This window comes from Vogesella facilis, assembly GCF_042648525.1.
In the GTDB taxonomy this organism is placed as follows: domain Bacteria; phylum Pseudomonadota; class Gammaproteobacteria; order Burkholderiales; family Chromobacteriaceae; genus Vogesella; species Vogesella facilis.
The window spans coordinates 251,912-274,782 of sequence record NZ_JBHRXN010000036.1 but is presented as its reverse complement, the minus strand read 5'-3'; the positions used below and the strand labels follow the sequence as shown (position 1 = coordinate 274,782).

General features: G+C 65.1%; 18 protein-coding genes and 4 tRNA genes. 11 read left to right on the top strand and 11 right to left on the bottom strand.

From position 1 onward, the window contains the following. The first annotated feature begins 59 nt into the window (after positions 1-59). The 5 genes from hflX (at position 60) to ACFOLG_RS16625 (ending at position 5,830) form a co-directional block, all read left to right on the top strand. Positions 60-1,193 carry a ribosome rescue GTPase HflX gene (hflX, locus tag ACFOLG_RS16645; protein ID WP_386093985.1) on the top strand — a complete coding sequence of 378 codons (1,134 nt, stop codon included), beginning with the start codon at positions 60-62 and terminating at the stop codon, positions 1,191-1,193. Next, positions 1,180-2,364 (top strand): FtsH protease activity modulator HflK, encoded by a 1,185-nt coding sequence (gene hflK / locus ACFOLG_RS16640; protein WP_386093983.1) that lies wholly within the window; start codon positions 1,180-1,182, stop codon positions 2,362-2,364. The genes hflX and hflK overlap by 14 nt, the downstream gene beginning before the upstream one ends. A 12-nt stretch (positions 2,365-2,376) precedes the next feature. Next, on the top strand, positions 2,377-3,252 hold the full coding sequence (gene hflC / locus ACFOLG_RS16635; protein ID WP_386093981.1) for a protease modulator HflC: 876 nt from the start codon (positions 2,377-2,379) through the stop codon (positions 3,250-3,252). Positions 3,253-3,351: 99 nt separating this feature from the next. Continuing rightward, positions 3,352-4,503 (top strand): ATP phosphoribosyltransferase regulatory subunit, encoded by a 1,152-nt coding sequence (locus ACFOLG_RS16630; RefSeq protein WP_386093979.1) that lies wholly within the window; start codon positions 3,352-3,354, stop codon positions 4,501-4,503. 31 nt (positions 4,504-4,534) lie between these two features. Then, on the top strand, positions 4,535-5,830 hold the full coding sequence (locus tag ACFOLG_RS16625) for an adenylosuccinate synthase (RefSeq protein WP_386093976.1): 1,296 nt from the start codon (positions 4,535-4,537) through the stop codon (positions 5,828-5,830). A 274-nt stretch (positions 5,831-6,104) separates the two neighbouring features. Here the strand turns inward: ACFOLG_RS16625 and ACFOLG_RS16620 are convergent, their stop codons facing one another. The 6 genes from ACFOLG_RS16620 to ACFOLG_RS16595 all read right to left on the bottom strand — a co-directional run bounded on the left by ACFOLG_RS16620 (position 6,105) and on the right by ACFOLG_RS16595 (position 13,946). Continuing rightward, positions 6,105-6,437, bottom strand: a complete 333-nt coding sequence (locus tag ACFOLG_RS16620; protein WP_386093973.1) for a rhodanese-like domain-containing protein — start codon at positions 6,435-6,437, stop codon at positions 6,105-6,107. 88 nt (positions 6,438-6,525) lie between these two features. Then, positions 6,526-6,753: a YgaP family membrane protein gene (locus ACFOLG_RS16615; RefSeq protein ID WP_386093970.1), complete on the bottom strand. Its 228-nt coding sequence runs from the start codon at positions 6,751-6,753 to the stop codon at positions 6,526-6,528. A 143-nt stretch (positions 6,754-6,896) separates the two neighbouring features. Then, a complete protein-coding gene (locus ACFOLG_RS16610; protein ID WP_386093967.1) occupies positions 6,897-10,103 on the bottom strand; it encodes an efflux RND transporter permease subunit in 3,207 nt (1,068 codons plus the stop codon). Then, positions 10,103-11,128, bottom strand: a complete 1,026-nt coding sequence (locus ACFOLG_RS16605; protein ID WP_386093964.1) for an efflux RND transporter periplasmic adaptor subunit — start codon at positions 11,126-11,128, stop codon at positions 10,103-10,105. The genes ACFOLG_RS16610 and ACFOLG_RS16605 overlap by 1 nt, the downstream gene beginning before the upstream one ends. A gap of 571 nt (positions 11,129-11,699) precedes the next feature. Continuing rightward, the gene (locus tag ACFOLG_RS16600; protein WP_386093961.1) at positions 11,700-12,533 is read right to left on the bottom strand and encodes a hypothetical protein; all 834 of its coding nucleotides are present in this window, start codon (positions 12,531-12,533) and stop codon (positions 11,700-11,702) included. A gap of 411 nt (positions 12,534-12,944) precedes the next feature. Further along, positions 12,945-13,946: a recombination-associated protein RdgC gene (locus ACFOLG_RS16595; RefSeq protein ID WP_386093958.1), complete on the bottom strand. Its 1,002-nt coding sequence runs from the start codon at positions 13,944-13,946 to the stop codon at positions 12,945-12,947. A 92-nt stretch (positions 13,947-14,038) separates the two neighbouring features. On the opposite strand from ACFOLG_RS16595, the gene ACFOLG_RS16590 reads away from it, so the two are divergent. The 3 genes from ACFOLG_RS16590 (at position 14,039) to ACFOLG_RS16580 (ending at position 14,327) form a co-directional block, all read left to right on the top strand. Beyond that, positions 14,039-14,115: transfer RNA gene (locus ACFOLG_RS16590), tRNA-Pro, on the top strand. A gap of 30 nt (positions 14,116-14,145) precedes the next feature. Beyond that, positions 14,146-14,222, top strand: a tRNA-Pro gene (locus tag ACFOLG_RS16585). Positions 14,223-14,250: 28 nt separating this feature from the next. After that, positions 14,251-14,327 (top strand) — tRNA-Pro (locus tag ACFOLG_RS16580). A gap of 263 nt (positions 14,328-14,590) precedes the next feature. Here ACFOLG_RS16580 and gltX read toward each other — a convergent pair. Then, positions 14,591-15,976 (bottom strand): glutamate--tRNA ligase, encoded by a 1,386-nt coding sequence (gene gltX / locus ACFOLG_RS16575; protein WP_386093955.1) that lies wholly within the window; start codon positions 15,974-15,976, stop codon positions 14,591-14,593. A gap of 136 nt (positions 15,977-16,112) precedes the next feature. Beyond that, positions 16,113-16,745, bottom strand: coding sequence for a LysE family translocator (locus ACFOLG_RS16570; RefSeq protein WP_386093952.1), 633 nt, complete (start codon positions 16,743-16,745; stop codon positions 16,113-16,115). A 152-nt stretch (positions 16,746-16,897) separates the two neighbouring features. On the opposite strand from ACFOLG_RS16570, the gene ACFOLG_RS16565 reads away from it, so the two are divergent. Both ACFOLG_RS16565 and ACFOLG_RS16560 read left to right on the top strand, forming a co-directional pair. After that, positions 16,898-18,316, top strand: a complete 1,419-nt coding sequence (locus ACFOLG_RS16565; RefSeq protein ID WP_386093950.1) for an aminotransferase-like domain-containing protein — start codon at positions 16,898-16,900, stop codon at positions 18,314-18,316. Positions 18,317-18,375: 59 nt separating this feature from the next. After that, positions 18,376-18,813, top strand: a complete 438-nt coding sequence (locus tag ACFOLG_RS16560) for an SRPBCC family protein (protein ID WP_386093947.1) — start codon at positions 18,376-18,378, stop codon at positions 18,811-18,813. Positions 18,814-18,818: 5 nt separating this feature from the next. Here the strand turns inward: ACFOLG_RS16560 and ACFOLG_RS16555 are convergent, their stop codons facing one another. Both ACFOLG_RS16555 and rlmD read right to left on the bottom strand, forming a co-directional pair. After that, positions 18,819-19,850 (bottom strand): DUF2157 domain-containing protein, encoded by a 1,032-nt coding sequence (locus ACFOLG_RS16555; RefSeq protein WP_386093944.1) that lies wholly within the window; start codon positions 19,848-19,850, stop codon positions 18,819-18,821. Between the two features lie 196 nt (positions 19,851-20,046). Then, positions 20,047-21,630 carry a 23S rRNA (uracil(1939)-C(5))-methyltransferase RlmD gene (gene rlmD / locus ACFOLG_RS16550; RefSeq protein WP_386093941.1) on the bottom strand — a complete coding sequence of 528 codons (1,584 nt, stop codon included), beginning with the start codon at positions 21,628-21,630 and terminating at the stop codon, positions 20,047-20,049. 126 nt (positions 21,631-21,756) lie between these two features. Here rlmD and ACFOLG_RS16545 point away from each other — a divergent pair, with 126 nt between their 5' ends. Then, on the top strand, positions 21,757-22,656 hold the full coding sequence (locus tag ACFOLG_RS16545; RefSeq protein ID WP_386093938.1) for a L,D-transpeptidase: 900 nt from the start codon (positions 21,757-21,759) through the stop codon (positions 22,654-22,656). A gap of 92 nt (positions 22,657-22,748) precedes the next feature. Here ACFOLG_RS16545 and ACFOLG_RS16540 read toward each other — a convergent pair. Further along, positions 22,749-22,835 (bottom strand) — tRNA-Leu (locus ACFOLG_RS16540). Between the last annotated feature and the right edge of the window lie 36 nt (positions 22,836-22,871).

Here is a 22,871-nt window from a genome sequence, read left to right as displayed (position 1 = left end):
TCTCGGGGGCTGGTCGATCATCTGATCGGCCAGCCCCCATTTCTTGAAAGTCTCCCCGAGTGTTTGACCGTCCCGACCTGGGTGACCAGGCAGTACTGGTGTGTCTGGATTTTGGCGAAGCCGACTACGAAGACGGTGTTGCCGAGTGTGTGGAACTGGTGAAGGGTGCCGGCGTGGGTGTCTGCGGCATTTTGCGCGGCAAGCGGCAACGGCCGGACGCCGCGCTGTTTGCCGGCAAAGGCAAGGTGGAAGAGATCGCCGCCATGGTGCGCGCCACCGAGGCCAATGTGGTGATCTTCAACCATGACCTGAAGCCGATCCAGGAGCGTAACCTGGAGCGCGCCATGCAGTGCCGGGTGGTCGATCGCGTCAGCCTGATCCTAGATATCTTCGCGCAGCGTGCGCGCAGCCACGAAGGCAAGCTGCAAGTGGAACTGGCGCAGCTGTCGCACATGGCCACCCGCCTGGTGCGCGGCTGGACCCACCTGGAGCGGCAGAAGGGCGGTATCGGCCTGCGCGGCCCGGGCGAAACCCAGCTGGAAACCGACCGCCGCCTGCTCGGCATCCGCGTCAAGGCGCTGAAAGAGCGGCTGGCCACGGTGCAGAAGCAGCGCAAGACCCAGCGCAAGGGGCGCGCCCGCTCCGGAGTGGCCTCGGTGTCCATCGTCGGCTACACCAACGCCGGCAAGTCCACGCTGTTCAACGCGCTGACCAAGGCCAACAGCTATGCGGCCAACCAGCTGTTTGCCACGCTGGATACCACCAGCCGCCGGCTGTACATCAACCCGGAGGTGTCCATCGTGCTGTCGGATACCGTGGGCTTCATCCGCGATCTGCCGCACTCGCTGGTGGCGGCGTTCCGTGCCACGCTGGAGGAGACCATCTCCGCCGAACTGCTGCTGCACGTGGTGGATTCGGCCAGCGAGGTGCGTGACCGCCAGGTGGAAGAGGTCAACAAGGTGCTGCAGGAGATCGACGCTGCCGATGTGCCGCAGCTTTTGGTGTGGAACAAGACCGATCTGCGCGAGCTGCCGCCGGAGATCATCCGCGACGAGCATGGTGTCGTCGTCGGCGTGCGCGTATCGGCGTTGACCGGCGCCGGTCTGGAACTCCTGCGGGAGGCCATTGCCGAACGCGTGTCGGGAACGACAGCAACGCACTTTCAACAAGAAGACACCTATGGCACAGAATGACAATAACCGCGGTCCCAATGACGGGCCGCCGGATCTGGACGAAGTTTTCCGCCAACTGAACGAAAAATTATCACGCCTGTTAGGGGGCAAGCCGCGCCAGCCGCAGACGCCGAATGGCGGCAATGGTGGCCCGCGCATGCCGGGTGGCATGCGTTTCGGTGCCGCCGGCTTGCTGCTGGTGCTGGGCGGCCTGTGGCTGGCCAGCGGCTTTTACGTGGTAGATGCGCGCGAAGAGGGCGTGGTGCTGCGTCTGGGCAGCTACAGCCGCACCAGTGAATCCGGCCTGCAGTGGCATGCGCCATACCCGTTCGAACAGGTGGAAATCGTCAACCTTACCCAGCTGCGCAGCGTGGAAATCGGCTATCGCAGCAATGCCAAGAACCGGGTGAAGGAAGAGTCGCTGATGCTGACCGAAGACCAGAACATCATCGATGTGCAGTTGTCGGTGCAGTACGACGTCAAGGACGCGCGGGATTTCCTGTTCAACAACCTGGCGCTGGAGGAAGACGCGCAGGACGTAGTGAAGCAGGCGGCGGAAACCGCCATCCGCGAAGTGGTTGGCCGCAACAAGGTGGACTTCGTGCTGAACGAAGGCCGCAGCCAGATCGCGGCGGAAACCCAGCGCATCATGCAGCAGATTCTGGATCGTTACCGCATGGGCGTGCGGGTGGCCAAGGTCAACATCAATGACGTGCAGCCGCCGGAAGCGGTGATCGCCGCCTTTGACGACGCGGTGAAAGCCGGCCAGGACAAGGAAAAGCTGCGCAACGAGGGCCAGGCTTACGCCAACGAAGTGGTGCCCAAGGCGCAGGGCCTGGCTTCGCGCCTGCTGGCGGAGGCCGAAGGCTACCAGCAGAAAGTGGTGTCCACCGCCGAGGGTGATGCCGCGCGCTTCCAGAGCGTGCTGGCCGAATACAGCAAGGCACCCAAGGTGATGCGCGACCGCCTGTACCTGGACATGATGCAGCAGGTACTGAGCAATAGCAGCAAGGTGTACGTGGATCAGAAGTCCGGCAATAACCTGCTGTACCTGCCGCTGGACAAACTGATGCAGCAGACCGGCGCGGAGCGTGCCGCCGAGCCGAAAGCGCCGGCCATTCCGCAGAGCGACAGCTCGTCCGCCCCGGCGCCGCGCGCGCACACCGAACGCGAAGTCATTCGCGGCCGCTAAGAGGATAAACAGATGGAACGCATGTTTCCCGTCATTATTGCCATCGTCGCCGGCCTGCTGCTGGCGGCCGGTTCGCTGTTTACCGTCGATCAGCGCCAGTTCGCCATGGTGTTCCAGTTCGGTGAAGTCGTCAGCGTCATCAAGCAGCCGGGCATCCATTTCAAGATCCCGCTGATGCAGAACGTGCGCTATTTCGACCAGCGCATCCAGACCATCGATCCGGAAGCGCCGGAGCTGTTCAACACCCGCGAGAAGAAAAACGTGCTGGTGGACAGTTTCGTCAAATGGCGCGTGATCGATGTCGAACGCTTCTACAAGAGCGTGGGCGGCAACGATACCGTGGCGGTGCAGCGCCTGCGCCAGACCATCAACGACGGCCTGCGCGCCGAGTTCGGCCAGAAAACCGTGGCCGACGTGATTTCCGGCAAGCGCGATGAAGTGATGGAGGTCGTGCGCAAGCGTGCGGATGGCGAAGCACAGAAGATTGGCGTGGCCATTCTCGATGTGCGCCTCAAGCGTGTGGACTTCCCGGAAAAAATCAGCGATTCGGTCTTCGAACGCATGAACTCCGAGCGCCGCACCGTGGCCAACCAGCTGCGCAGCGAAGGTTCGGCCGAGGCCGAGCGCATCCGTGCCGATGCCGACCGCCAGCGCGAAGTGATTCTGGCGGAGGCCTACAAGAAGGCGCAGCAGCTGAAGGGCGAGGGCGATGCCAAGGCGGCGGTGATCTACGCACAGGCCTACGGCAAGAACCCGGAGTTCTACGCCTTCTGGCGCAGCATGGAAGCCTACAAGCAGACCTTCCGCAACAAGAGCGACGTGATGGTGCTCGACCCGAGTTCGGATTTCTTCAAGTATTTCAAGCGTGCGCAACCGGGTTCACGCTGATACAATTTGGGCTGACATTTAGGCACGTTGGCCGCAGGCCGCGCTGCTGAATAACAAGGCGGGATCCTGAATCCCGCCTTTTCTTGTGTGTAAGGCAAAATGCGCAATTGGCTGTTACCCGAACATATCGCCGACATCCTGCCGGCAACCGCACGCCAGGTGGAAACCGCCAAGGCAGCGATGCTGGAGCTGTTCCGCGTGTCCGGCTACGAACTCGTGCTGCCGCCGCTGGTGGAGTACGCCGACGCGCTGGTGTCCGATGACGACGCCACGCTGGATCTGAAAACCTACAAGCTGGACGACCATCTGTCCGGCCGTCAGCTCGGTCTGCGCGCCGACATCACCCCGCAGGTGGCACGTATCGACGCCCATCTGCTGTCGTCGCGTACCGGTGTTACCCGCCTGTGCTACGCCGGCAGTGTGGTGCATGCCCGTCCGTCCGGCCTGATGAGCTCGCGCGAGCCGCTGCAGGTGGGGGCCGAACTGTACGGCTACGCCGGCATCGAGGCCGACGTGGAAATCATCGGCCTGATGCTGGATGCGCTGGACCAGGTGGGCGTGTCCCAGCTGCGCCTGGACGTGGGCCACATCGGCATCTTCCGCGGCCTGGCTACGGCTGCCGGTCTGGCGGCCGACGTGCGCCAGGAGTTGTTCGCCGCGCTGCAGGCCAAGGACGTGGCCACCGCTGGCGAACTGGTGGCCGGCGTGGCCGAACCGTACCGCAGTGCCTTCCTGGCGCTACCGGAGCTGTACGGCCCGGCCAGCGTGCTGGAAAAGGCGCGCAACCGCCTGCCGTCGCTGCCCGAGATTGAACTGGCGCTGATGCAGCTGTCCGCCATTGCCGCCGCCGTGGGCGACCGCGTGCAGGTCAGCTTCGACCTGGCCGAGCTGCGCGGCGATGCCTATCACACCGGCCTGATGTTCGCCGCCTACGCGCCGGGCTGGTCCGAGGCGCTGGCGCGCGGTGGCCGCTACGACAACGTTGGCCGCCGCTTTGGCCGCGCCCGCCCGGCCACCGGTTTCAGCCTGGATCTGCGCGACTTGGTGCGCATCCTGCCGCAGCGCGACAGCGCGCAAGGCATCAAGTTGGCCGCCCGCCTGCTGCCGCAGGCCGCCGCCAAGGTGGCCGAGCTGCGCGCCGCCGGCGAACGCGTGATCATCGATTACCTGGGCGAATCTGCCGCCGCACTCAATTGCGACCGCGAACTACAGCTCGCCGCCGGCGAGTGGCAGCTGGTCCCTTTCAAATAATTTGAACTTGAAACAGAAGAGGTTTTTTCCCATGTCCAAGAATGTCGTGGTGATCGGTACCCAGTGGGGTGACGAAGGCAAGGGCAAGATTGTTGACTGGCTGACCGACCACGCGCGTGCCGTGGTGCGCTTCCAGGGCGGCCACAACGCCGGCCACACCCTGTGGGTCAACGGCAAGAAAACCGTTCTGCGCCTGGTACCGTCCGGCATCCTGCGCGAAGGCGTGGAGTGCTTCATCGGCAACGGCGTGGTGCTGTCGCCGGAAGCGCTGCTGAAGGAAATCGACGAACTGGAAGCCGCCGGCGTCAACGCCTCGGCCCGCCTGAAGATCGCCGAAGGCTGCCCGCTGATCCTGCCGTACCACGTGGCACTGGACCAGGCGCGCGAAGCCGCGCTGGGCGCCGGCAAGATCGGCACCACCGGCCGCGGCATCGGCCCGTGCTACGAAGACAAGGTAGCCCGCCGCGCCCTGAAAGTGATCGACCTGTTCAACCCGGAACGCTTCGCCGCCAAGCTGAAGGAAAACGTCGACTACTACAACTTCCTGCTGACCAATCTGCTCAAGGCCGAGCCGGTAAGCTACGACAAAATCCTGGCTGACACCATGCAGCAGGCCGAGCGTATCAAGCCGATGGTGGCTGACGTATCGCGTACCCTGTACGACATGGACAAGGCCGGCACCCCGATCCTGTTCGAAGGCGCCCAGGGCACCCTGCTGGACATCGACCACGGTACCTACCCGTTCGTGACCTCGTCCAACTGTGTGGCCGGCGCAGCCGCGCCGGGCGCCGGCGTACCGCCGCAGATGCTCAACTACGTGCTGGGCATCGTGAAGGGTTACTGCACCCGCGTGGGTTCCGGCCCGTTCCCGTCCGAGCAGGACAACGAAGTCGGCGCCTTCCTGGCCAAGCAGGGCAACGAGTTCGGCTCCGTGACCGGTCGCCCGCGTCGCTGTGGCTGGTTCGATGCCGCCGCGCTGAAGCGCTCGATCCAGATCAACGGCGTATCCGGCCTGTGCGTGATGAAGCTGGACGTGATGGACGGCCTGGAAGAAATCAAGCTGTGCACCGGCTACATGCTGGATGGCAAGCTGGTCGACATCCTGCCGTTCGGTTCCGATGCGGTGACCAAGTGCGAACCGGTGTACGAGACCCTGCCGGGCTGGACCGACTCCAGTGTGGGCGTCAAGCGCTGGGAAGACCTGCCGGCCAACGCCCAGGCCTACCTGAAGCGCATCGAGGAAGTGTGCGGCGCACCGGTAGACATCGTGTCCACCGGCCCGGACCGCGAAGAAACCATCGTGCTGCGTCACCCGTTCGGCCTGTAAGCCAGCGCGTTACACCGCAAGTGAAAGGCACCGTCGACAGACGGTGCCTTTTTTCATGCCGCTGATTCGAGAACCCATAGCCCGGATAAGCGCAGCGCATCCGCGGACTGGCGCAGTGTAAGCCGCCGACGCAAACCCGTGCCGCCAGGCGGCCAACCTTGCAAGCAAAGCAGACCCGTAGCCCGGATAAGCGTAGTGCACCCAGGACAAGCAGCAGAAAGCCGCGCATCCGGGAGTGCGCCTCCCAACGTTGGCCGCATGTCCGCGGAGGCGGCTAGGGCTTATCCGGCGACGAAGCCTGCGCCAGCCAGGCCGCAGCCTGCTGCCGGGTGCGCGCGTTGTACACCTGGCGGAAGCCGGCCTGCTGCAGCTGGCGGCAGGCGGCGGCGCTACGCATGCCACTGGCGCAGTACAGCAGCAGTGCCGGCGGCTGGTTGGCCTGCAGCCGCGGGATCTGGCTACCCAGCTGCGGCAGCGGGATGTTGATGGCACCCGGGGCGTGGCCGGCGGCGTATTCCTGCGGCTCGCGTACGTCGAGCAGCAGGGTGCCGGCCGGCAGGCTGGGCGCGGCGGTGGGGGAGAGCAGTTTCTTCAGCCAGGCGATCATGATTGGCTCCTCTCAGCAATAAGCAACGGGGTGGGGCGGGCCAGCACGTTGGTGTGCAGCATGTCGGCTCCGGCGGGTAGCTGGCGTGTCATTTGCCGGCCTCGCAGCCGGCCTGCTGCGGCACGCCCAGCTTTTTCAGCAGGATGGCCAGCGGGCAGACGTTGCTCAGCGAGAACTGCAGCAGGTTGGCGCCGACGAAGGCGGTCAGCCACAGCCAGTACTTGCTGACGAACAGCGGGCTGGCCTCGGCGCCCAGCGCCAGCGACAGCAGGATCATCAGGCCGGCAAAAAAGCGGATGGCGCGTTCTATGGTCATGGTGGTGTCCTTTCAGTGTTGAGTGCACCTCGAAAAACTCCCGCTTTCGTCGCGATACTGCGTTGCTCACGAAAAATTTCTCCTTACATATCAAACATATGCTGCGTCGAAATTTTTCGTTCGCGCCTTGTATCGCTTAGAAGTCAGGGTTTTTCAAGGCGCCCTGGGGTGTCCGTAGCCAGGCCACGGAAGGCGATGTAGTACAGCAGCGGAATCACCAGCAGCGTCAGCAGGGTGGAGACCAGGATGCCGAAGATCAGCGCGATGGCCAGGCCGTTGAAGATAGGGTCGTCCAGGATGAACAGCGCGCCGGTCATCGCCGCCAGGCCGGTGAGGGCGATCGGCTGCGCGCGGGTGGCGGCGGAGTGCACCACCGCGCTGGCCAGATCCCTGCCGGCGTCTACCTCCAGGCGGATGAAATCCACCAGCAGGATGGAGTTGCGCACGATGATGCCGGCCAGCGCGATCATGCCGATCATGCTGGTGGCGGTGAACGGCGCGCCCAGCAGCGCATGGCCGGGCATCACGCCGACCAGGGTCAGCGGAATCGGCGCCATGATGATCAGCGGCATCAGGTAGGAGCCGAAGTGCGCCACCACCAGCAGGTAGATCAGCACCAGGCCCACCGCGTAGGCGGCGCCCATGTCGCGGAAGGTTTCGTAGGTGATCTGCCATTCGCCGTCCCATTTGATGGCGTACTGGCGCTGGGTGTCCTGCGGCTGGTGGATGAAATATTCGCCCAGCGGCTGCAGGTTGGCGGTCTTGATGGCGGCCAGCTGGCCGCGCATCTCGAACATGCCGTACAGCGGGCTGTCCTCGCCGCCGGCCATGTCGGCCAGCACGTAGTCCACCGCCACGCCGTCCTTGCGCATGCGGGGGTGCTCCACCACCGCCGGTACCGCGTGCACCAGCTCGGATAGCGGCAGCACGCTGCCATTGCCGGCGCGCACCGGCAGCGCCAGCAGCGCGTCGGTATCGGCCTGCGCCGCCAGCGGCAGGCGCAGTTGCACCGGCACCGGGTACTTGCTGTTGTCGTGCAACCAGGTGGCGTTGTCGCCACCCAGCCCTGCGGCCAACGTTGTCACGATGTCGGCTTGCGGCACGCCGCGCTGCATGGCTTTTTCGCGGTCGATCAGCAGCACGGTTTTCGGGGCTTGCGGCTGCACGCTGCTGTCCACGTCCACGATATGGCCGCTGCGCTTGAACAGCGCCTCCAGCTGCTGCGCCACGCCGGCGCGCCCCTCGGCGGACGGGCCGTAGACCTCGGCCACGATGGGCGCCATCACCGGCGGGCCGGGCGGCACTTCCACCAGCTTGATGCGTGCGCCGTAGCGGCTGGCAATGGCGCTGAGCGCCGGGCGGTAGCGCAGCGCGATGCGGTGGCTGGCTTCGCTGCGCTGGTGTTTGTCCTGCAGATTGATCAGCATGTCGCCGCTTTCATAGCCGCTGCGCAGGTAGTACTGGCGCACCAGGCCGTTGAAGTTGATCGGCGCGGCCACGCCGGCATAGGCCTGGTAGTCGACCACCTCCGGCTGCCTGCCCAGCCAGGCGCCCATGTCCTTCATCAGGGCGGCGGTGTCTTCCAGCGGGCTGCCGGCCGGCATGTCCACCACCAGCTGCAGCTCGGACTTGTTGTCGAACGGCAGCATCTTCAGCACCACCAGTTTTGCCACCGGCAACGCCAGCGACAGCAGCACCATGCCGGCCACGGCCAGCCACAGCAGCGTGCGTGCCCGGCCGCCTTTGTGCGGGTGCAGGAAGGGCGCGAACAGCTTGCCGGCCAGCGGCTGCAGCTTTGCGGCCAAGCCGTGGTGCGGCTGGTGGGTCGTGGCCAGCCAGCGTCGCGCCAGCCACGGGGTGAGGATGAAGGCGATGGCCAGCGAGATCAGCATGCCCATGGAGGCATTGATCGGGATCGGGCTCATGTACGGCCCCATCAGGCCGGAGACGAAGGCCATGGGCAGCAGCGCGGCTATCACCGTCAGCGTGGCCAGGATGGTGGGGCCGCCCACTTCGTCCACCGCGCGCGGAATCAGCTCGCCCAGGCTGGCTGCCGGGTGCAGCTGGCGGTGGCGGTGGATGTTCTCCACCACCACGATGGCGTCGTCCACCAGGATGCCGATGGAAAAGATCAGTGCGAACAGCGATACGCGGTTCAGCGTGAAGCCCCAGGCCCAGGAGGCGAACAGGGTGGCGGTGAGGGTGAGGATCACCGCCACGCCAACGATGGCGGCCTCGCGGCGGCCCAGCGCCAGCATCACCAGCGCCACCACCGAGGCGGTGGCAAACGCCAGTTTCTGGATCAGCTTCTGCGCCTTGTCATTGGCGGTGGCGCCGTAGTTGCGGCTGAGGGTGACCTCGACGTTGTCCGGCAGCATGCTGCCGTGCAGCTGCTGGACGCGCGCGAGCAGCGCATCGGCGATGTCCACCGCGTTCTGCCCCGGCTGCTTGGTGATGCTGATGGTCACCGCCGGTGTTTCACCTTTGGCATCGCCAAACCATACGTAGCGCGACGGCTGCTGCGCGCCGGCGCTGACTTCGGCCACATCGCGCAGGTACACCGGCTTGCCGTTACGCACCGCCACGATCAGCTCGGCCACCTGCCGGGCGTTCTGCAGGAAGGGGCCGGCCTCCAGCGTGATGGCGCGCTGATCCACGGTCTGGCCCAGCGGCAGCGCAAAGTTGGCGCCGGCCAGTGCGTGGCGCAGGTCGTCCACCGTCAGGCCGGTTGCGGCCAACCTTTGCGGCTGCAGGCTCACGTTGATGGCCTGGCCGGGGCCGCCGATGGTGCTTACCTCGCGGGTGCCGGGCACGCGCTTCAGCTCGCCTTCCAGTGCGTGGGCGATGCGCTCCAGCTCGAAGCTGCCCAGGCTGTTGTCGCGGCTGTGCAGGGTAAAGGTGACGATGGGCACGTCGTCGATGCCCTTGGGCTTGATCAGCGGCTGGCCCACGCCCAGGCCAGGCGGCAGCCAGTCGGCATGGCTGTTCACCGTGTCGTACAGCCGTACCAGCGCATCGATGCGCGGCACGCCCACCTTGTACTGCACGGTGATCACCGCCATGCCGGGGCGCGACACGCTGTAGATGTGATCGACGCCGTCGATCTGCCCCAGCACCTGCTCGGCCGGCTGGGCCACCAGGCTTTCCACGCTGTCGGCGCTGGCGCCGGGGAAGGGGATCAGCACATTGGCCATGGTGACGTTGATCTGCGGCTCTTCCTCGCGCGGCGTCACCAGCACCGCGAACAGGCCCAGCAGCAGCGCCAGCAGCGCGATCAGCGGGGTGATGCGCGCGTTCTGGAAAAAGGCCGCCAGCCGGCCGGCGATGCCCATCTTGTCGCCGGCGTGCATCAGCGTGTACCTGCGTGTGTGATGGTCAGTGCGGCCGCCTGTTCGGCGTTGGCCGCAATGCGCTCACCGGCCTTCAGGCCGGACAGCACCGGGTAGCTATCGCCTTGTGGCGTGCCCAGCCGCACGTAGCGCAGGCTGGGCTTGCCGGTGGCATCCACCACGTAGACGGCATCGAATTCGCGCTGGTGGCTCACGGCACCGGCCGGCACGCTCAGGCGCACGTCGGCCTTGCCGCGGGTAGCGAAGCTGGCACTGGCCATCTCGCCCACCACCGGCTGGCTGCCGGCGGCCAGGTTGATGCGCACGGTGCGGGTCTGGCTGCCGGCATCCGCGGCGGGGAACCACTCGATGCGGCCAACCTTCAGCGCCTGGCCGCGCCAGCTCAGGCTCACCGGCGCATCCTGGCGGATGTCGGCATAGGCGCTGGCCGGCAGCTGCAGTTCCACCCGCAGCGCGGTGGGGTCGTACAGCTCCACGATGGACTGGCCCGGCATCGCCAGCGCGCCCTGGTCGCCGTCGACGCGGGCGATGGTGCCGGCAAACGGTGCGGTGAGCCGGTACAGCCCGGCCTGGGCGCCGGCGGCGCGGGCAGTGGCGATCTGCGCGCGTGCCTGCGCTTCGGCGGTCTTCAGCTGTGCGCCGGCCTGCTCCAGCGCCGCGCCGCTCAGGAAGTGCTCGGCGGCGAGTTTGGCGCTGCGCTGGTAGTCGCGGCGCGCCTGCTCCAGCTGGGCGTTGGCCGCAGCAATCTGCGCCTGGCCGGCGGCGGCGCTCTGCCGTGCGGCCTCGCCATCCACCTGCGCCAGCAGCTGGCCGGCTTTCACCGTTTGCCCGGCGTGGGCGGCAAGGCGGGTGAGCCGGCCGGCTACCGGCACCGACAGCTGCGCGCTGCGCTGCGACTGGACCACGCCCTGGATGCGGTATTGCTGCACGGCGCTGCTGCCACCCAGCTGCAGGGTGGCTAGCGGGGCGGCGTGAGCGCTGGACAGTAGCAGCAGGCTGGCGAGCAGCAAGTTGGGGCGGGACATGGGCGGGGCTCTCCGTCGGCTCATGCCGAGTTTCTATGTTTGTAAACATAATATAAAAAAAGATAATGTACAAGCTGGCTGACGCCGGCGGTGCTTGCGGCGTGGCTTCACTATTGCTCGCGGAAAGTGCAAGGCAGAAGCAAACGGCACATGAGCTGGTTGCGGCAGCTAGTGACCAGATCCGGAGATATTCGGTGTGGCAAGCGCAGCAACTGCTGGCGGCGGGCCTGCTGCGTGCGCGAGCCGGCGGCGTTTGCCGCCGAGCATCTGGCCGGCGCGCCGAATATCCCGCGCGCGGTGCTGGGGTGTCGCCTGTCGGGTGATCCGGCCTTGGCCGACGTTGGCCGCACGGTGCTGCTGTACTGCAAGAGCATCGGCCGGGTGACGCTGGCAGCCAGGGTGATGCCGGAGATGGGGCAGTGGCAGGTGTGGTCTTCGATGCCTGGCTGGTTGCCGGTATGCGGTGGCGCAGCCGCGGGTGCTGGCTTTCGACTAGGAGGGGGTGCGCCGGAGCCAAAACATCGGGGCCAGGCGCGTCGCGCTGGCCCCGATGGCGAGTGCTGCTGCCGGCTTAGTACAGGCCGAAGATGCCCAGCAGGGTGAACACCAGCACAAAGCAGGTCACCCCGGTCAAGATCAGGTTGGTGTGCCGCTCCTTGGCCAGCGATACCTCCAGCGAGCGCTCCTGGCTTTTTACCGCCGTCAGCTGCTTTTGCAGCTCCAGCTTGTCGCCATCCAGCCGCGCCACGCTGTCCAGCAGCAGGCTCAGCGGCACCTCGGTGATCTTGTCGGTTTCCCAGCTGCTGATCAGCTGGCCGACGCGCTCCTTGAAGTAGCGGCCGGAGCGTTGCTCGCTGTCCAGCCATTCAAAGTCGAAGCCCTGCGCCGCCAGGCGGGAATTGCGCTTGATGCGTGCCTCTTCGCCGTCGGCTTCCGGGCTGGGCAGGGTGGTGGGCGGCACGCTGTAATCGGCAAAGTGGGTTTTCAGCCACTGGATAATCTGCGCATAGGCGTAGCTGGTCAGCCCCAGGCCGGCGATTTCCGGGCTCAGCAAGAAGCCGGAACGCGGGCCGAACTGCACCAGGCGCCGCGCGTGGTCCACGCTCACCTGCAGGCAGTTGCGGGTGTTCATCCAGTCGCTGGCTTCACCCTGCATGCTCTTCCACTGCGTGCCCTGCACCATGGCATAAGCCTGGAACTGGATGCGGTAGAAGTCGGACAGCGAGGTCTTGGCCAGGCTGCGGCGCGCAAACACATAAATGATGTTGCCGTTGCTGTTCAGCGCCAGCAGCTGGTCGCCATGCGTGCTGGCCTGGCTGGCAAGATAGGTTTCGTTCTCCAGCGCCGGCAACGGTGGCGGTTCCGGCGGCGCGGCGGTGCTGGTTTTACTGGCCTTGATATTCATCGGTGGGATGGCAATAGACGGTCAACATACTCAAGCGTACACGATTTTGCCTGGCACGGTGGCCGCCAGGCGGGCCGGCGGGCGGCAAGTCTCAATACGGGGCATGACGCACTGCTTCTGGGCGCGGTTGGCCGATGTCAGTGCCATGGATGGGCGCATCCGCCGCCGGCGCGCGCCCTGGCGCTGGCACGGGGATTGCTCAATGTAGGTTGCGGAGTCTGCATGCAGACCCCCGCTTGAGAGTCTGTCCCGTTGCTTCTGTCTCACCATCATTCAGAGACCGCCCGTTCCCGCCGGAATGGGCGATTTTTTTTGTGCTGGCCGCTGGCGGCGGCGCCACGGCCGGAACGACGCAGCGCCAGACGCAGGGAACAAAGCTGCGGCTGGCGCTGTGGGTTGCCGCTAGGGGGCTTAGTCCCAGGGCACGTCGTTGCTGTCGCTGGCCGCTGCCGTGTCGCTGGCGGTGTTGACGGTGCTGCTGGTCGCCTCGGTGACGGGCTGCACGGCACGCTGGCTGTCGTCCAGCCCGCCCAGTGCCAGCACCAGCTCGTCCACCAGTTCGCCCAGTTCTTCCGCCATCAGCAGGAAGGTGGCCTCGAACAGGCTGGCCATGTCGTCGCCGGCCTGGCTGGCTTCCTCTTGCAGCACATCCAGGAACTGCAGGCGCTTGAGCTGCAACTGGTCGGTGAGCACGAAGCGGATGCGTTCGCGCCAGATCAGCCCCAGGCGGGTGGCCTGCTTGCCGGTGGCGATGTGCTGGCGAATCTCGTCGGCGGTCAGGTCGATGCGGGTGCAGCGCACCACGGCGCCGTTTTCGCTGCCGTCCTTCAGTTCGCACTCGGCATCCAGCTCGAAGCCGCCGGGCGCTTCGCCGCTGGCCAGCCAGTCGGTCATCGCCGCGTGTGGCGACAGCGCGGTACGCGGCAGTGCGGCCGGGAACGGCGGCAGCGCCTCGCGCAGCTGCGACACCAGGTTTTCCGCCTTGCTGGCGGTGCCGCTATCCACCATCAACCAGCCGCGCTGGCCGTCGAGATAGGCAGTGGTGCGGCTGGAGCGGGTGAAGGCGCGCGGCAGCAAGTCGTCGGTGATCTGCTCCTTGAGCGCCAGTTTTTCCTTGCGGCCAACCTTGCGCAGTTCCTCGGCTTCGATCTGGCTGATCTTGCTGTCCAGGTGGTCGCGGATCACGCCGGAAGGCAATACCTTGTCTTCGCGCCGCAGGCTAAGCAGGCGGTACTGGCGCTGCTGGTACAGCGGGGTATCCAGGTGTCCGGCGGGGGTGACCCAGCCTTCGCTGAACCAGTCCAGGCCGCTACAGTGCTGGAAAGGGCGGGTGGCCAGCGCGTCGGTCAGCTTGTCGCCGTCGATGGCAAAGTTTTCATCCAGCCGGAAAAAAGAGAGTTGCTTAAACCACATAATTGATAGATAATCTTTCGCCTCAGTGATCGACAGATTGTAGCGCAAAAACGCCGCAATCTACCTGTCTTTCACGATGAATGAATTCACGGCGGGGTGTAGCTTAGCCTGGTAGAGCGCTACGTTCGGGACGTAGAGGCCGGAGGTTCGAATCCTCTCACCCCGACCATTTCATTCATATTGCAAGTGCAGCCTAAAACGGGGTGTAGCTTAGCCTGGTAGAGCGCTACGTTCGGGACGTAGAGGCCGGAGGTTCGAATCCTCTCACCCCGACCAGAGCTGTTTCTTGCAACAAAACCTAATTCGGGGTGTAGCTTAGCCTGGTAGAGCGCTACGTTCGGGACGTAGAGGCCGGAGGTTCGAATCCTCTCACCCCGACCAGAATTTAAAAAGCCAAATCAACCGTTGCGGTGATTTGGCTTTTTGCATTGCGGCGGCTGGGCGCGGCATCTTCGCGGCGGCAGGTGGGGTCGCCCACGTTGGCGACTTCCCGCTGCCGGCCTGTTTGCTCATCGCGGGCGGTGCTGGTAGCGCGCTGTCGCACGCGCTTCGGGCGGCGTGCAGTCGTGGTGGGCTGATGCTGGCGCGGCGGCAAACAAAAACCCCGGCGCGTTGCCGGGGTTTTGCATTGCGGCCAACCTGGCTCAGGCGCGCAGGCGGCGCAGCACTTCGTCCTTGCCGATCAGCGCCAGCACCGCATCCACCGACGGGGTCTGGGTGGTGCCGCAGACCAGCACGCGCAGCGGCATGCCCAGTTGGCCCATCTTGATGCCTTCCTCGGCGCAGAACGGCTTGAACAGCTCGTGGATGCTCTCGGCGTTCCAGCTTTCCAGTGCGGCCAGCTTGTCGGCAAAGCGCAGCATGCGCTCGCGGCTGTCGGGCTGCAGGTGTTTTTCCACGTCGGCGGCCTGCGGCTCGCGCTTGGCGTAGAAGTAGTCCACTTCCTGCGCCAGGGCATTCAAGTCCTGGATGCGCTCCTTCACCAGTGCCACCACGTCGGCCAGCGCCGGGCCGTTGCCGGTATCAACGTTGGCCGCAGCCAGGCGGCCGGCAATCAGTTTGGCCAGGCGTTGGTTGTCGGCGGCCTTGATGTGCTGCGCGTTCAGCCACATGAATTTTTCGTGGTTGAAGCGGCTGGCGGACGGGCTCACCGCCTCCAGGCTGAACCATTCCACGAACTGTTCCATGTTGAAGAATTCCTCGTCGCCATGGCCCCAGCCCAGGCGCGCCAGGTAGTTCAGCAGCGCTTCCGGCAGGATGCCCTTGGCGGCGTAGTCCACCACGCTCACCGCGTCGCGGCGCTTGGACATCTTGTTGCCGTTCTCGTTGAGGATCATCGGCAGGTGCGCGTACACCGGCAGTGGGGCATCCAGCGCCTTGAGGATGTTGATCTGGCGCGGGGTGTTGTTCACGTGGTCGTCACCGCGGATCACGTGAGTGATGTTCATGTCCCAGTCGTCCACCACCACGCAGAAGTTGTAGGTGGGGCTGCCGTCCGGGCGGGCGATGATCAGGTCGTCCAGCTCGTCGTTGCTGATCTCGATGCGGCCTTTCACCGCGTCGTCCCACACCACCGAGCCGCCGATCGGGTTCTTGAAGCGCACCACCGGCTGCACGTCGGTCGGAATCGCCGGCAGGGTCTTGCCGGCCTCCGGGCGCCACAGGCGGTTGTAGCGCGGCTTCTCGCCGTTGGCTTCCTGCTGCGCGCGCAGCGCATCCAGCTCGTCCTTGCTCATGTAGCAATGGTAGGCGTGGCCGCTGGCCAGCAGCTGCTGGATCACGTCCTTGTAACGGTCGAAGCGCTGGGTCTGGTAGAACGGGCCTTCGTCGTAGTCCAGGCCTACCCAGTGCATGCCGTCCATGATCGCCTTCACCGATTCCGGGGTGGAGCGCTCCAGGTCGGTGTCTTCGATGCGCAGCACGAAGGTGCCGGCATTCTTGCGGGCAAAGGCCCAGGAAAACAGCGCGGTGCGCACGCCACCGATGTGCAGGAAACCGGTGGGGCTGGGGGCAAAACGGGTGCGGATCATGGTCTACGCCTGAACGGGAAATTCGGTAAGGCGGCTATTGTACGTTGCCGGCCAAAGCGCGGGCAAACCGGTGGCGCAAAGCAAGTTGGCCGCATGCCTTGCGGCAATGCGGCCAACGTTGTGCGGAACAGTGCGATCAGGCGTTAAGGCCGGCCGGCAGGGCAGGGCTGGCCGGCAGGTTGGCCAGCAGCAGCCACAGCGCGGTGGCAGCCAGGGTCAGTGCCATCGCGGTATTGAATAGGCGCATGCGGCGCGGGGTGTGCAGCAGCCGTTGCAGTGCCACACCGGCACCGGCCCACACGCTGATGCACGGCATCATGGTGGCGAATACCACCACGAAGAACAGCACTGCCGCCTGGCTGGCCGGCATGCTCTGCGGCAGGAACACCATGCCCATGTTCAGGCTGATCATCCAGGTCTTGGGGTTCAGCCACTGGAACCAGATACCGCCCATGAAGGACATCGGCTGCACCGCGCCATCCTCGTCATCCAGCATGCTGCTGCGCTGGATCTGCCAGGCCAGGTACAGCAGGTAGCCGCAGCCGGCCACGGTCAGCAGCGGCTTGAAGCTGCCTACCAGCCCGGTCAGCTGGCCCATGAACAGGATGATGATGGCCGCCTGCAGCGCAATGCCGGTGGCGATGCCGAACAGCGACGGCACGGTGCGGCGGAAGCCGTGATTCAGGCCGGAGGCGGCCAGGATCAGATTATTGGGGCCGGGGGTGATGGCCATTACGGCCAGGTAGATCACCAGAGCTGCGGTATTCATGACGCCGGTTCGCAAAGCTGTTTTCGATGGCTGTGATGATAGGCATTGCCGCGCTACAATAACAGATTCAGAAATTTCAATTTGAAACCATAACAGTTTGTTGTTGGCAGAACTGTTATGGTCGATGATGCCCCAAACTGTGCAGGTGCAATATGGCGCAAGAATCCCTCTATATGCGGCTGGTAAGCGAATGGACCACCATGATGCAGCGTGGGGTGCTGCAGCCGGGGCAGAAGATGCCGTCGGTACGCAAGGCCTGCGAGCAATACCAGGTAAGCCCGGCTACCATCCTGTCCGCCTACCGGCTGCTGGAAGAACGCGGCCTGGTGGAGGCGCGGCCGCAGTCCGGCTTCTACGTGCGGGCGCAGACGCGGCTGCCGCTGCCGCACATGCGGCGCCAGAGCGGCACCGTGGCCACCGGCGACGAGGTGCTGGACAACATCGAGCTGGTGCTGGCCGCCCAGCAGCAGCCGGGCTACCTGGATCTTTCCATGGCCTCGCCGCGCGGCAGCGATTTCTACCCCACCAGCCGCCTCAAGAGCATCCTCGGCAAGCTCACCCGCGAGCAGCCGGAGCTGGCCACCGACTACAGCTACCCTCCGGGTTCGCTCGCCTTGCGCGAGCAGGTGGCGCGCCGCGCGCTGGCCTGGGGTGTGGCGCTGACGGCGGACGACATCGTCACCACCAACGGCTGCACCGAGGCGCTGCAGCTGGCGCTGCGCACGGTGTGCAAGCACGGCGACACCATAGGGCTGGAATCGCCCACCTATTTTCTGCTGTTGCCGCTGCTGAAAAGCCTGGGGCTGAAGGTGATCGAGATTCCCACCCACCCCACCACCGGGCTGTCGCTGGACGCACTGGAATTGCTGCTGAGCGAAGGGCGGCTCAACGCCATCGTGGCCATGCCCACGGTACACAACCCGCTGGGCGCTACCATGCCGCTGGAGAACAAGAAAAGGTTGGCCGCACTGGTGAACGAGCACAAGGTGCCGCTGATCGAGGATTGTCCGCACGCCGATCTGTTCTACGGCCAGCTGACGCCGGACGCGGTGAAGGCTTTCGACCGCGACGGCTATGTGCTGCTGTGCGGCAGCTTCAACAAGACGCTGGCGCCGGGCTTTCGCACCGGCTGGATCGCGCCGGGCCGCTACCGCCGCGAGCTGACCCGGCTCAAGTTCGCCTCCTCGCTGTCGCAGCCGCGGCTGCTGGAGGAAACCCTGGCCAGCTACCTGCAGGACGGCGCCTACGACCAGCACCTGCGCTTTTTGCGCCGGCATTACCAGTCGCAGATGTCGCGGCTGCAGGACGTGGTGGCCAATTACTTCCCGCCCGGCACCCGCGCCACGTCGCCCACCGGCGGCTGTGTGTTATGGGTGGAGCTGCCGGGCGAGGCCGATTCGCTGGCGCTGTCGCGCGCTGCTTACGCCGAGAAGATGCTGCTGGTGCCCGGCGCGCTGTACTCGCCGCGCGGCCGCTACCGCAACTGCTTGCGGTTGTCCTGCTGCTACCCGTGGAGCGATGCCTACCAGCGCGGCCTGCAGCGGGTGGCGGAGTTGGCCGCTGGCAATTGAGCCCGGCCGCGCTGGCAGCGTGGTCTAGACTGGTGACATCCCCCAGCCGGAGCCTCGCCATGAGCAGCCATACCGTACATCTGCACCGCGTGATCTGCGCGGCCCCCGACAAGCTCTACCGCGCCTTTCTCGATGCCGACGCGCTGGCCAAGTGGCTGCCGCCACACGGTTACAGCGGCCATGTGCACAGCCTCGACGCCCGCGTCGGCGGCAGCTATCGCATGTCGTTCACCCATTTTGGCAGCGGCCAGAGCGAAAGCTTCGGTGGCGAGTACCTGGAGCTGGTGCCCGGCCAACGCATCTGCCACACCGACCGCTTCGACGACCCCAACCTGCCGGGCGAGATGCGCACCACCATCACCTTTGCCGCCGTGTCCTGCGGCACCGAGCTCAGCATCGTGCAGGAGGGCATCCCCGCCGCCATTCCGCCGGAAAGCTGCTACGTGGGCTGGCAGCAGTCGCTGCAGCTGCTGGCGCAACTGGTGGAGGCGCGCTAGCGGCTTCAGCCGCGGCGTGCCAGCAGCGCCTGTAGCTCTGCCGGCAGCCGCGCGCGCAGACGGGCGCTGACGGCGGCCTCGTGCCGCTGCCACTGGATGCCCAGCCAGATCACCGCCAGGCCGATCAGCGTCAGCACGAAGGGGAACAGCAGGCTGTCGCGGAACACCTGGTAGGCCAGGTGCCCCAGATAGCCGGCGCAGCCCAGCGCGCCGCATACCGCCAGCACCCGCCGCGCCAGCACTGCGCTGGCCAGGATCATCAGCAGGTTGATACACAGATAGATGAACTTGTTCAGCTCGCTGTCGGAGTTCATCAGGCTCAGCCCACCCCAGAACGCCAGTGTGCCGAACAGGTACAGCCAGAACGCGTAATCCTTGCCGCTGCGGCTGCGCAGGTCCACCCAGAACGCCAGCAGCAGCATGGCCAGACCGAACCACAGCGACACCCACTGCCGCCAGTAGTGGCCGACATATTCCGGGTCGAACAGCATTGGCGCCAGATCCATGCTCAGGTACCACAGCGTCACGGCGATAGGCATTACCAGAAATGGTAGCCGCAGCCGCTGCAGCACAATGCTGCCGGCGGCCAAGGTGGCCAGTTCCATCTGCAGCCAGCGCCAGTCGATATAGCGGTGGTAGTCCTGATAATGGGTGTTGACCGGCCACTGGCCCAGCATGCTCTGCAGCCCGTACACCGCCAGTGGCGTCATGCACACCGCCAGCGTGGCCAGAATGCCGGCCGGTATGGCAAACCGCTGCTGCAGTAGCCAGCGGCTGCAGCCCAGCGCGGCCACGGCGTACAGCAGCGAAATCAGCAGCAGCCCGCCGCCGCCGAAGCGTTCCCAGCCCAGGTTCATGAACAGCGTCATGGCGCCGATGGCGATCATGCCGCCCAGGTAATACAGGATGTGGGTGAGCTGGAAGCGCGGCGTCGCCTTGTCCTGCTGCTGCAAAAAGGCCCACAGCGCCGCGGCCTGCTGCGCCGTCAGCAAGCCGCGCTCGGTTGCCTGTTGTAGCTGTTGCTGGTTCAGTTCCATGCGGAGCGGCCCTTCCGTGTCGGCAGCGGCGCATCGGGGCGATGTGCGCTATTCCGCTGTATTGTCGGCAGCGATCGGTAAGGGGGCAAGGCGCAATCCGGTCGGCGGCGGGCAGGGCGGTGTTGGCCGGCGGCGCAAAAAAAACAGCCGGCGGGTGAGTGCCGGCTGTGTGCTTGGGCGGGTTACCGCCGCGGTCTTACTCCGCCTGTTCGCCTTCGCCACCGTGGCGCGCTTCGTAAGCAGCACGCTTGTCGGCGTTGGCCTGGGTGCGGGCGTGGAACTCGGCGGTGCGGGCGGCCTTTGCGGCCAACCTTTCGGCTTTTTCCGCGGCTTGCTGCTCGGCCAGCGTGGCCTCACGCTCCAGACGGGCGGTAATGGCGATCTCGCGGGCGGCGGCGCGCTGCGCTTCTTCCTCGGCTTCCATGGCTTCCAGCTCGGCGTGGGTCTTGCACGGGCCGGTCTTCTCGAACCAGGCGACGGACTCGACGTGCGCGGTGTGCGGGAACATGTTAACGATGCCGGCGGATTTCAGCGTGTAGCCCTTGGTGTGCACCAGCACGCCGGCGTCGCGCGCCAGGGTGGACGGGTTACAGGAGACATACACGATGCGCTGCGGCGCGGTTTCCTCGGTGATGGCCTTCACCAGCTGGATGGCGCCGTCGCGTGGCGGGTCGATCAGCATCTTGTCGAACTTGCCCAGCGCGGCGAACGATTCCTCGGTTACCTCGAACAGGTTGGCCATCTCGTAGCTCACCTTGTGCTGCAGCCGGTTGTGGGTGGCGTTTTCCACCGCGCGCTTCACCAGCGCCTCGCTGCCTTCCATGCCGTGCACGTCGGCGCCGCTGCGGGCGATAGGCAGGGTGAAGTTGCCGATGCCGCAGAACATGTCGGCGATGCGTTCGCCGGCCTTGGGGTCCAGTAGGCGCAGCGCGCGGCTGACCATCACGTTGTTGATGTCCGGGTTCACCTGGGTGAATTCGGTGGGGTAGTACGGCATTTCCACGTCGAAGTCGCGCAGGCGGTAGGTGAGCTTGGGCGCGTCCAGCGGGTAGATCGGGTAGCAGGTTTCCGGGCCCTTGGGCTGCAGCCAGATTTGCAGCGGGCGCTTGGGCTGCGAGTACTGGTCGGAGAACTTCTGCAGGATCTCGAAGTCTGCATCAGTAATGGCTTCCATATTGCGGAACACCAGGATATCCACCTCGGCGCCGACGGCCACTTCCACCTGCGGCATGCGGTTGTTGATCGACAGCTTGATGATCATCTCGCGCAGCGGCACGATCAGGTCGGAAATGTGCTTGGGCAGCACGCGACATTCGCGCATGTCGGCAATGAAGCTGGAACGCTTTTCGTGGAAGCCCACCAGTACGCCGCCTTTTTTCTCCACCAGCCGGGCAGACAGGCGGGCGCGATGGCGATAGCCCCAGGTGGGGCCGGCGATCGGCGTCATCACCACTTGTGGCTTTACCTTGCCAAGCCGCGTCAGGTTGTCTTCCATTACGCGCTGCTTGATGGCGACCTGGGCGCTGAATTCGACGTGCTGCATCGAACAGCCGCCGCAGACACCGAAGTGCGGGCAGGCCGGCTCGGCGCGCATGTAACTGTCCTTGATAATATCGACGGCAACTGCGTTTTCGTAGCTGGGCTTTTTGCGGAAGCTGCTGTAGCTCACGGTCTCGTAGGGCAGGGCACCTTCGATGAAGATGGTCTTGCCGTCTACATGGGCAACACCGCGGCCTTCGTGGTCCAGTGATTCGATATGGGCAAGCTGCTGTTGAGTCATTGTTTTGTAAGTCAAAATGCTAGGGCAAAGGCGTTAATTGTCGCAGAAACCACAGTAAAACGCACGGCAATGGCCGCTATCTATCGCAACGCAACAAACGAGGGTCCATCTGGTACCATCACGGCTATGCAAACCGTCCCATCTATCCCGTCCATGCTGCGCCTGGGGCTGCTGTGCAGTCTGCTGGCCGGCTATGCCGTCGCGGCGCAGGCTTCCGAGCCGGAGCCGGATGTCGCCATTGCTGCGCAGGGGCAGCATCTGGTCGTGAACCTGCCGCAGACCCGCGTGCACCTGTATCAGGATGGCCTGCTGCTCAAGACCTATCCGATTGCCGTCGGCAAGCAGCTTACCCAGACGCCTACCGGCAACTACAGCGTTACCGGTATTTATCGTGATCCTACCTGGCATATTCCCAAGTCTATCCAGGCGGAAATGGCCAAGCAGGGCAAACCGGTGAAAACCGAGATACCGCCGGGGCCGGACAATCCGCTGGGCAAGGTGTTCATCCGCTTTGGCGAGCCGCGGCTGGGGCTGGGCTTTCATGGCACCAACCAGCCGGGCAGCGTACCGGGTGTGCGCAGCCACGGCTGTGTGCGGCTGCGCAATGAAAATGCGCTGGCACTGGCGGACTGGGTGAATGTTGGAGCCATGGTCACCATCGCCTACCAGCCGCTGGTGCTGAACGAAGACGAGGCCGGCGAGCTGTGGCTGACCGCCTATCGCGACGTTTACGGTATGAAAGACCCGTCCTATCGCTACCTGGCCAACACCTTGTTGTCCTGGCAGCAGGAAAAGGGCAAGGTGCTGCACGGTGCGCGGGTGGATCAGGCGATCCGCGAGCGCAAGGGCAGGCCGGTATGCCTGTCGTGCAAGGACGCCGACAAGGCGGTGATTACCGGCAGTCTGCTGGCAAAGCGCTGGCTGAGCGTGGACGAAGAGCAGCTGCTGAACAATGGTGAGGCGGTACAGCCGGTGGGGGGGCACCTTAACCCAAGGCTGCCGCGCAGCCTGCCCGGCATCAGCTGAGTACCAATGACAAAGCCCCGCCGCGGCGGGGCTTTTGCTTGTGGGGGTGACAATGCAAAAGAGCTGCAGACATAATCTGCAGCTCTTTATGCTGGTGCCCAGGAGAAGACTCGAACTTCCACAGTGTTGCCACCGCTAGGACCTGAACCTAGTGCGTCTACCAATTCCGCCACCTGGGCACATCGCAAATTTTTATCCGGAGGGCATCAGCGTAG

What these genes read in the sequence shown, in the direction of transcription:
- hflK (WP_386093983.1), top strand. Translation starts at nt 1,180, where the DNA reads ATGGCACAGAATGACAATAACCGCGGTCCCAATGACGGGCCGCCGGAT.
- hflC (WP_386093981.1), top strand. Translation starts at nt 2,377, where the DNA reads ATGGAACGCATGTTTCCCGTCATTATTGCCATCGTCGCCGGCCTGCTG.
- ACFOLG_RS16630 (WP_386093979.1), top strand. Translation starts at nt 3,352, where the DNA reads ATGCGCAATTGGCTGTTACCCGAACATATCGCCGACATCCTGCCGGCA.
- ACFOLG_RS16625 (WP_386093976.1), top strand. Translation starts at nt 4,535, where the DNA reads ATGTCCAAGAATGTCGTGGTGATCGGTACCCAGTGGGGTGACGAAGGC.
- ACFOLG_RS16620 (WP_386093973.1), bottom strand. Translation starts at nt 6,437, where the DNA reads ATGATCGCCTGGCTGAAGAAACTGCTCTCCCCCACCGCCGCGCCCAGC.
- ACFOLG_RS16615 (WP_386093970.1), bottom strand. Translation starts at nt 6,753, where the DNA reads ATGACCATAGAACGCGCCATCCGCTTTTTTGCCGGCCTGATGATCCTG.
- ACFOLG_RS16610 (WP_386093967.1), bottom strand. Translation starts at nt 10,103, where the DNA reads ATGCACGCCGGCGACAAGATGGGCATCGCCGGCCGGCTGGCGGCCTTT.
- ACFOLG_RS16605 (WP_386093964.1), bottom strand. Translation starts at nt 11,128, where the DNA reads ATGTCCCGCCCCAACTTGCTGCTCGCCAGCCTGCTGCTACTGTCCAGC.
- ACFOLG_RS16600 (WP_386093961.1), bottom strand. Translation starts at nt 12,533, where the DNA reads ATGAATATCAAGGCCAGTAAAACCAGCACCGCCGCGCCGCCGGAACCG.
- ACFOLG_RS16595 (WP_386093958.1), bottom strand. Translation starts at nt 13,946, where the DNA reads ATGTGGTTTAAGCAACTCTCTTTTTTCCGGCTGGATGAAAACTTTGCC.
- gltX (WP_386093955.1), bottom strand. Translation starts at nt 15,976, where the DNA reads ATGATCCGCACCCGTTTTGCCCCCAGCCCCACCGGTTTCCTGCACATC.
- ACFOLG_RS16570 (WP_386093952.1), bottom strand. Translation starts at nt 16,745, where the DNA reads ATGAATACCGCAGCTCTGGTGATCTACCTGGCCGTAATGGCCATCACC.
- ACFOLG_RS16565 (WP_386093950.1), top strand. Translation starts at nt 16,898, where the DNA reads ATGGCGCAAGAATCCCTCTATATGCGGCTGGTAAGCGAATGGACCACC.
- ACFOLG_RS16560 (WP_386093947.1), top strand. Translation starts at nt 18,376, where the DNA reads ATGAGCAGCCATACCGTACATCTGCACCGCGTGATCTGCGCGGCCCCC.
- ACFOLG_RS16555 (WP_386093944.1), bottom strand. Translation starts at nt 19,850, where the DNA reads ATGGAACTGAACCAGCAACAGCTACAACAGGCAACCGAGCGCGGCTTG.
- rlmD (WP_386093941.1), bottom strand. Translation starts at nt 21,630, where the DNA reads ATGACTCAACAGCAGCTTGCCCATATCGAATCACTGGACCACGAAGGC.
- ACFOLG_RS16545 (WP_386093938.1), top strand. Translation starts at nt 21,757, where the DNA reads ATGCAAACCGTCCCATCTATCCCGTCCATGCTGCGCCTGGGGCTGCTG.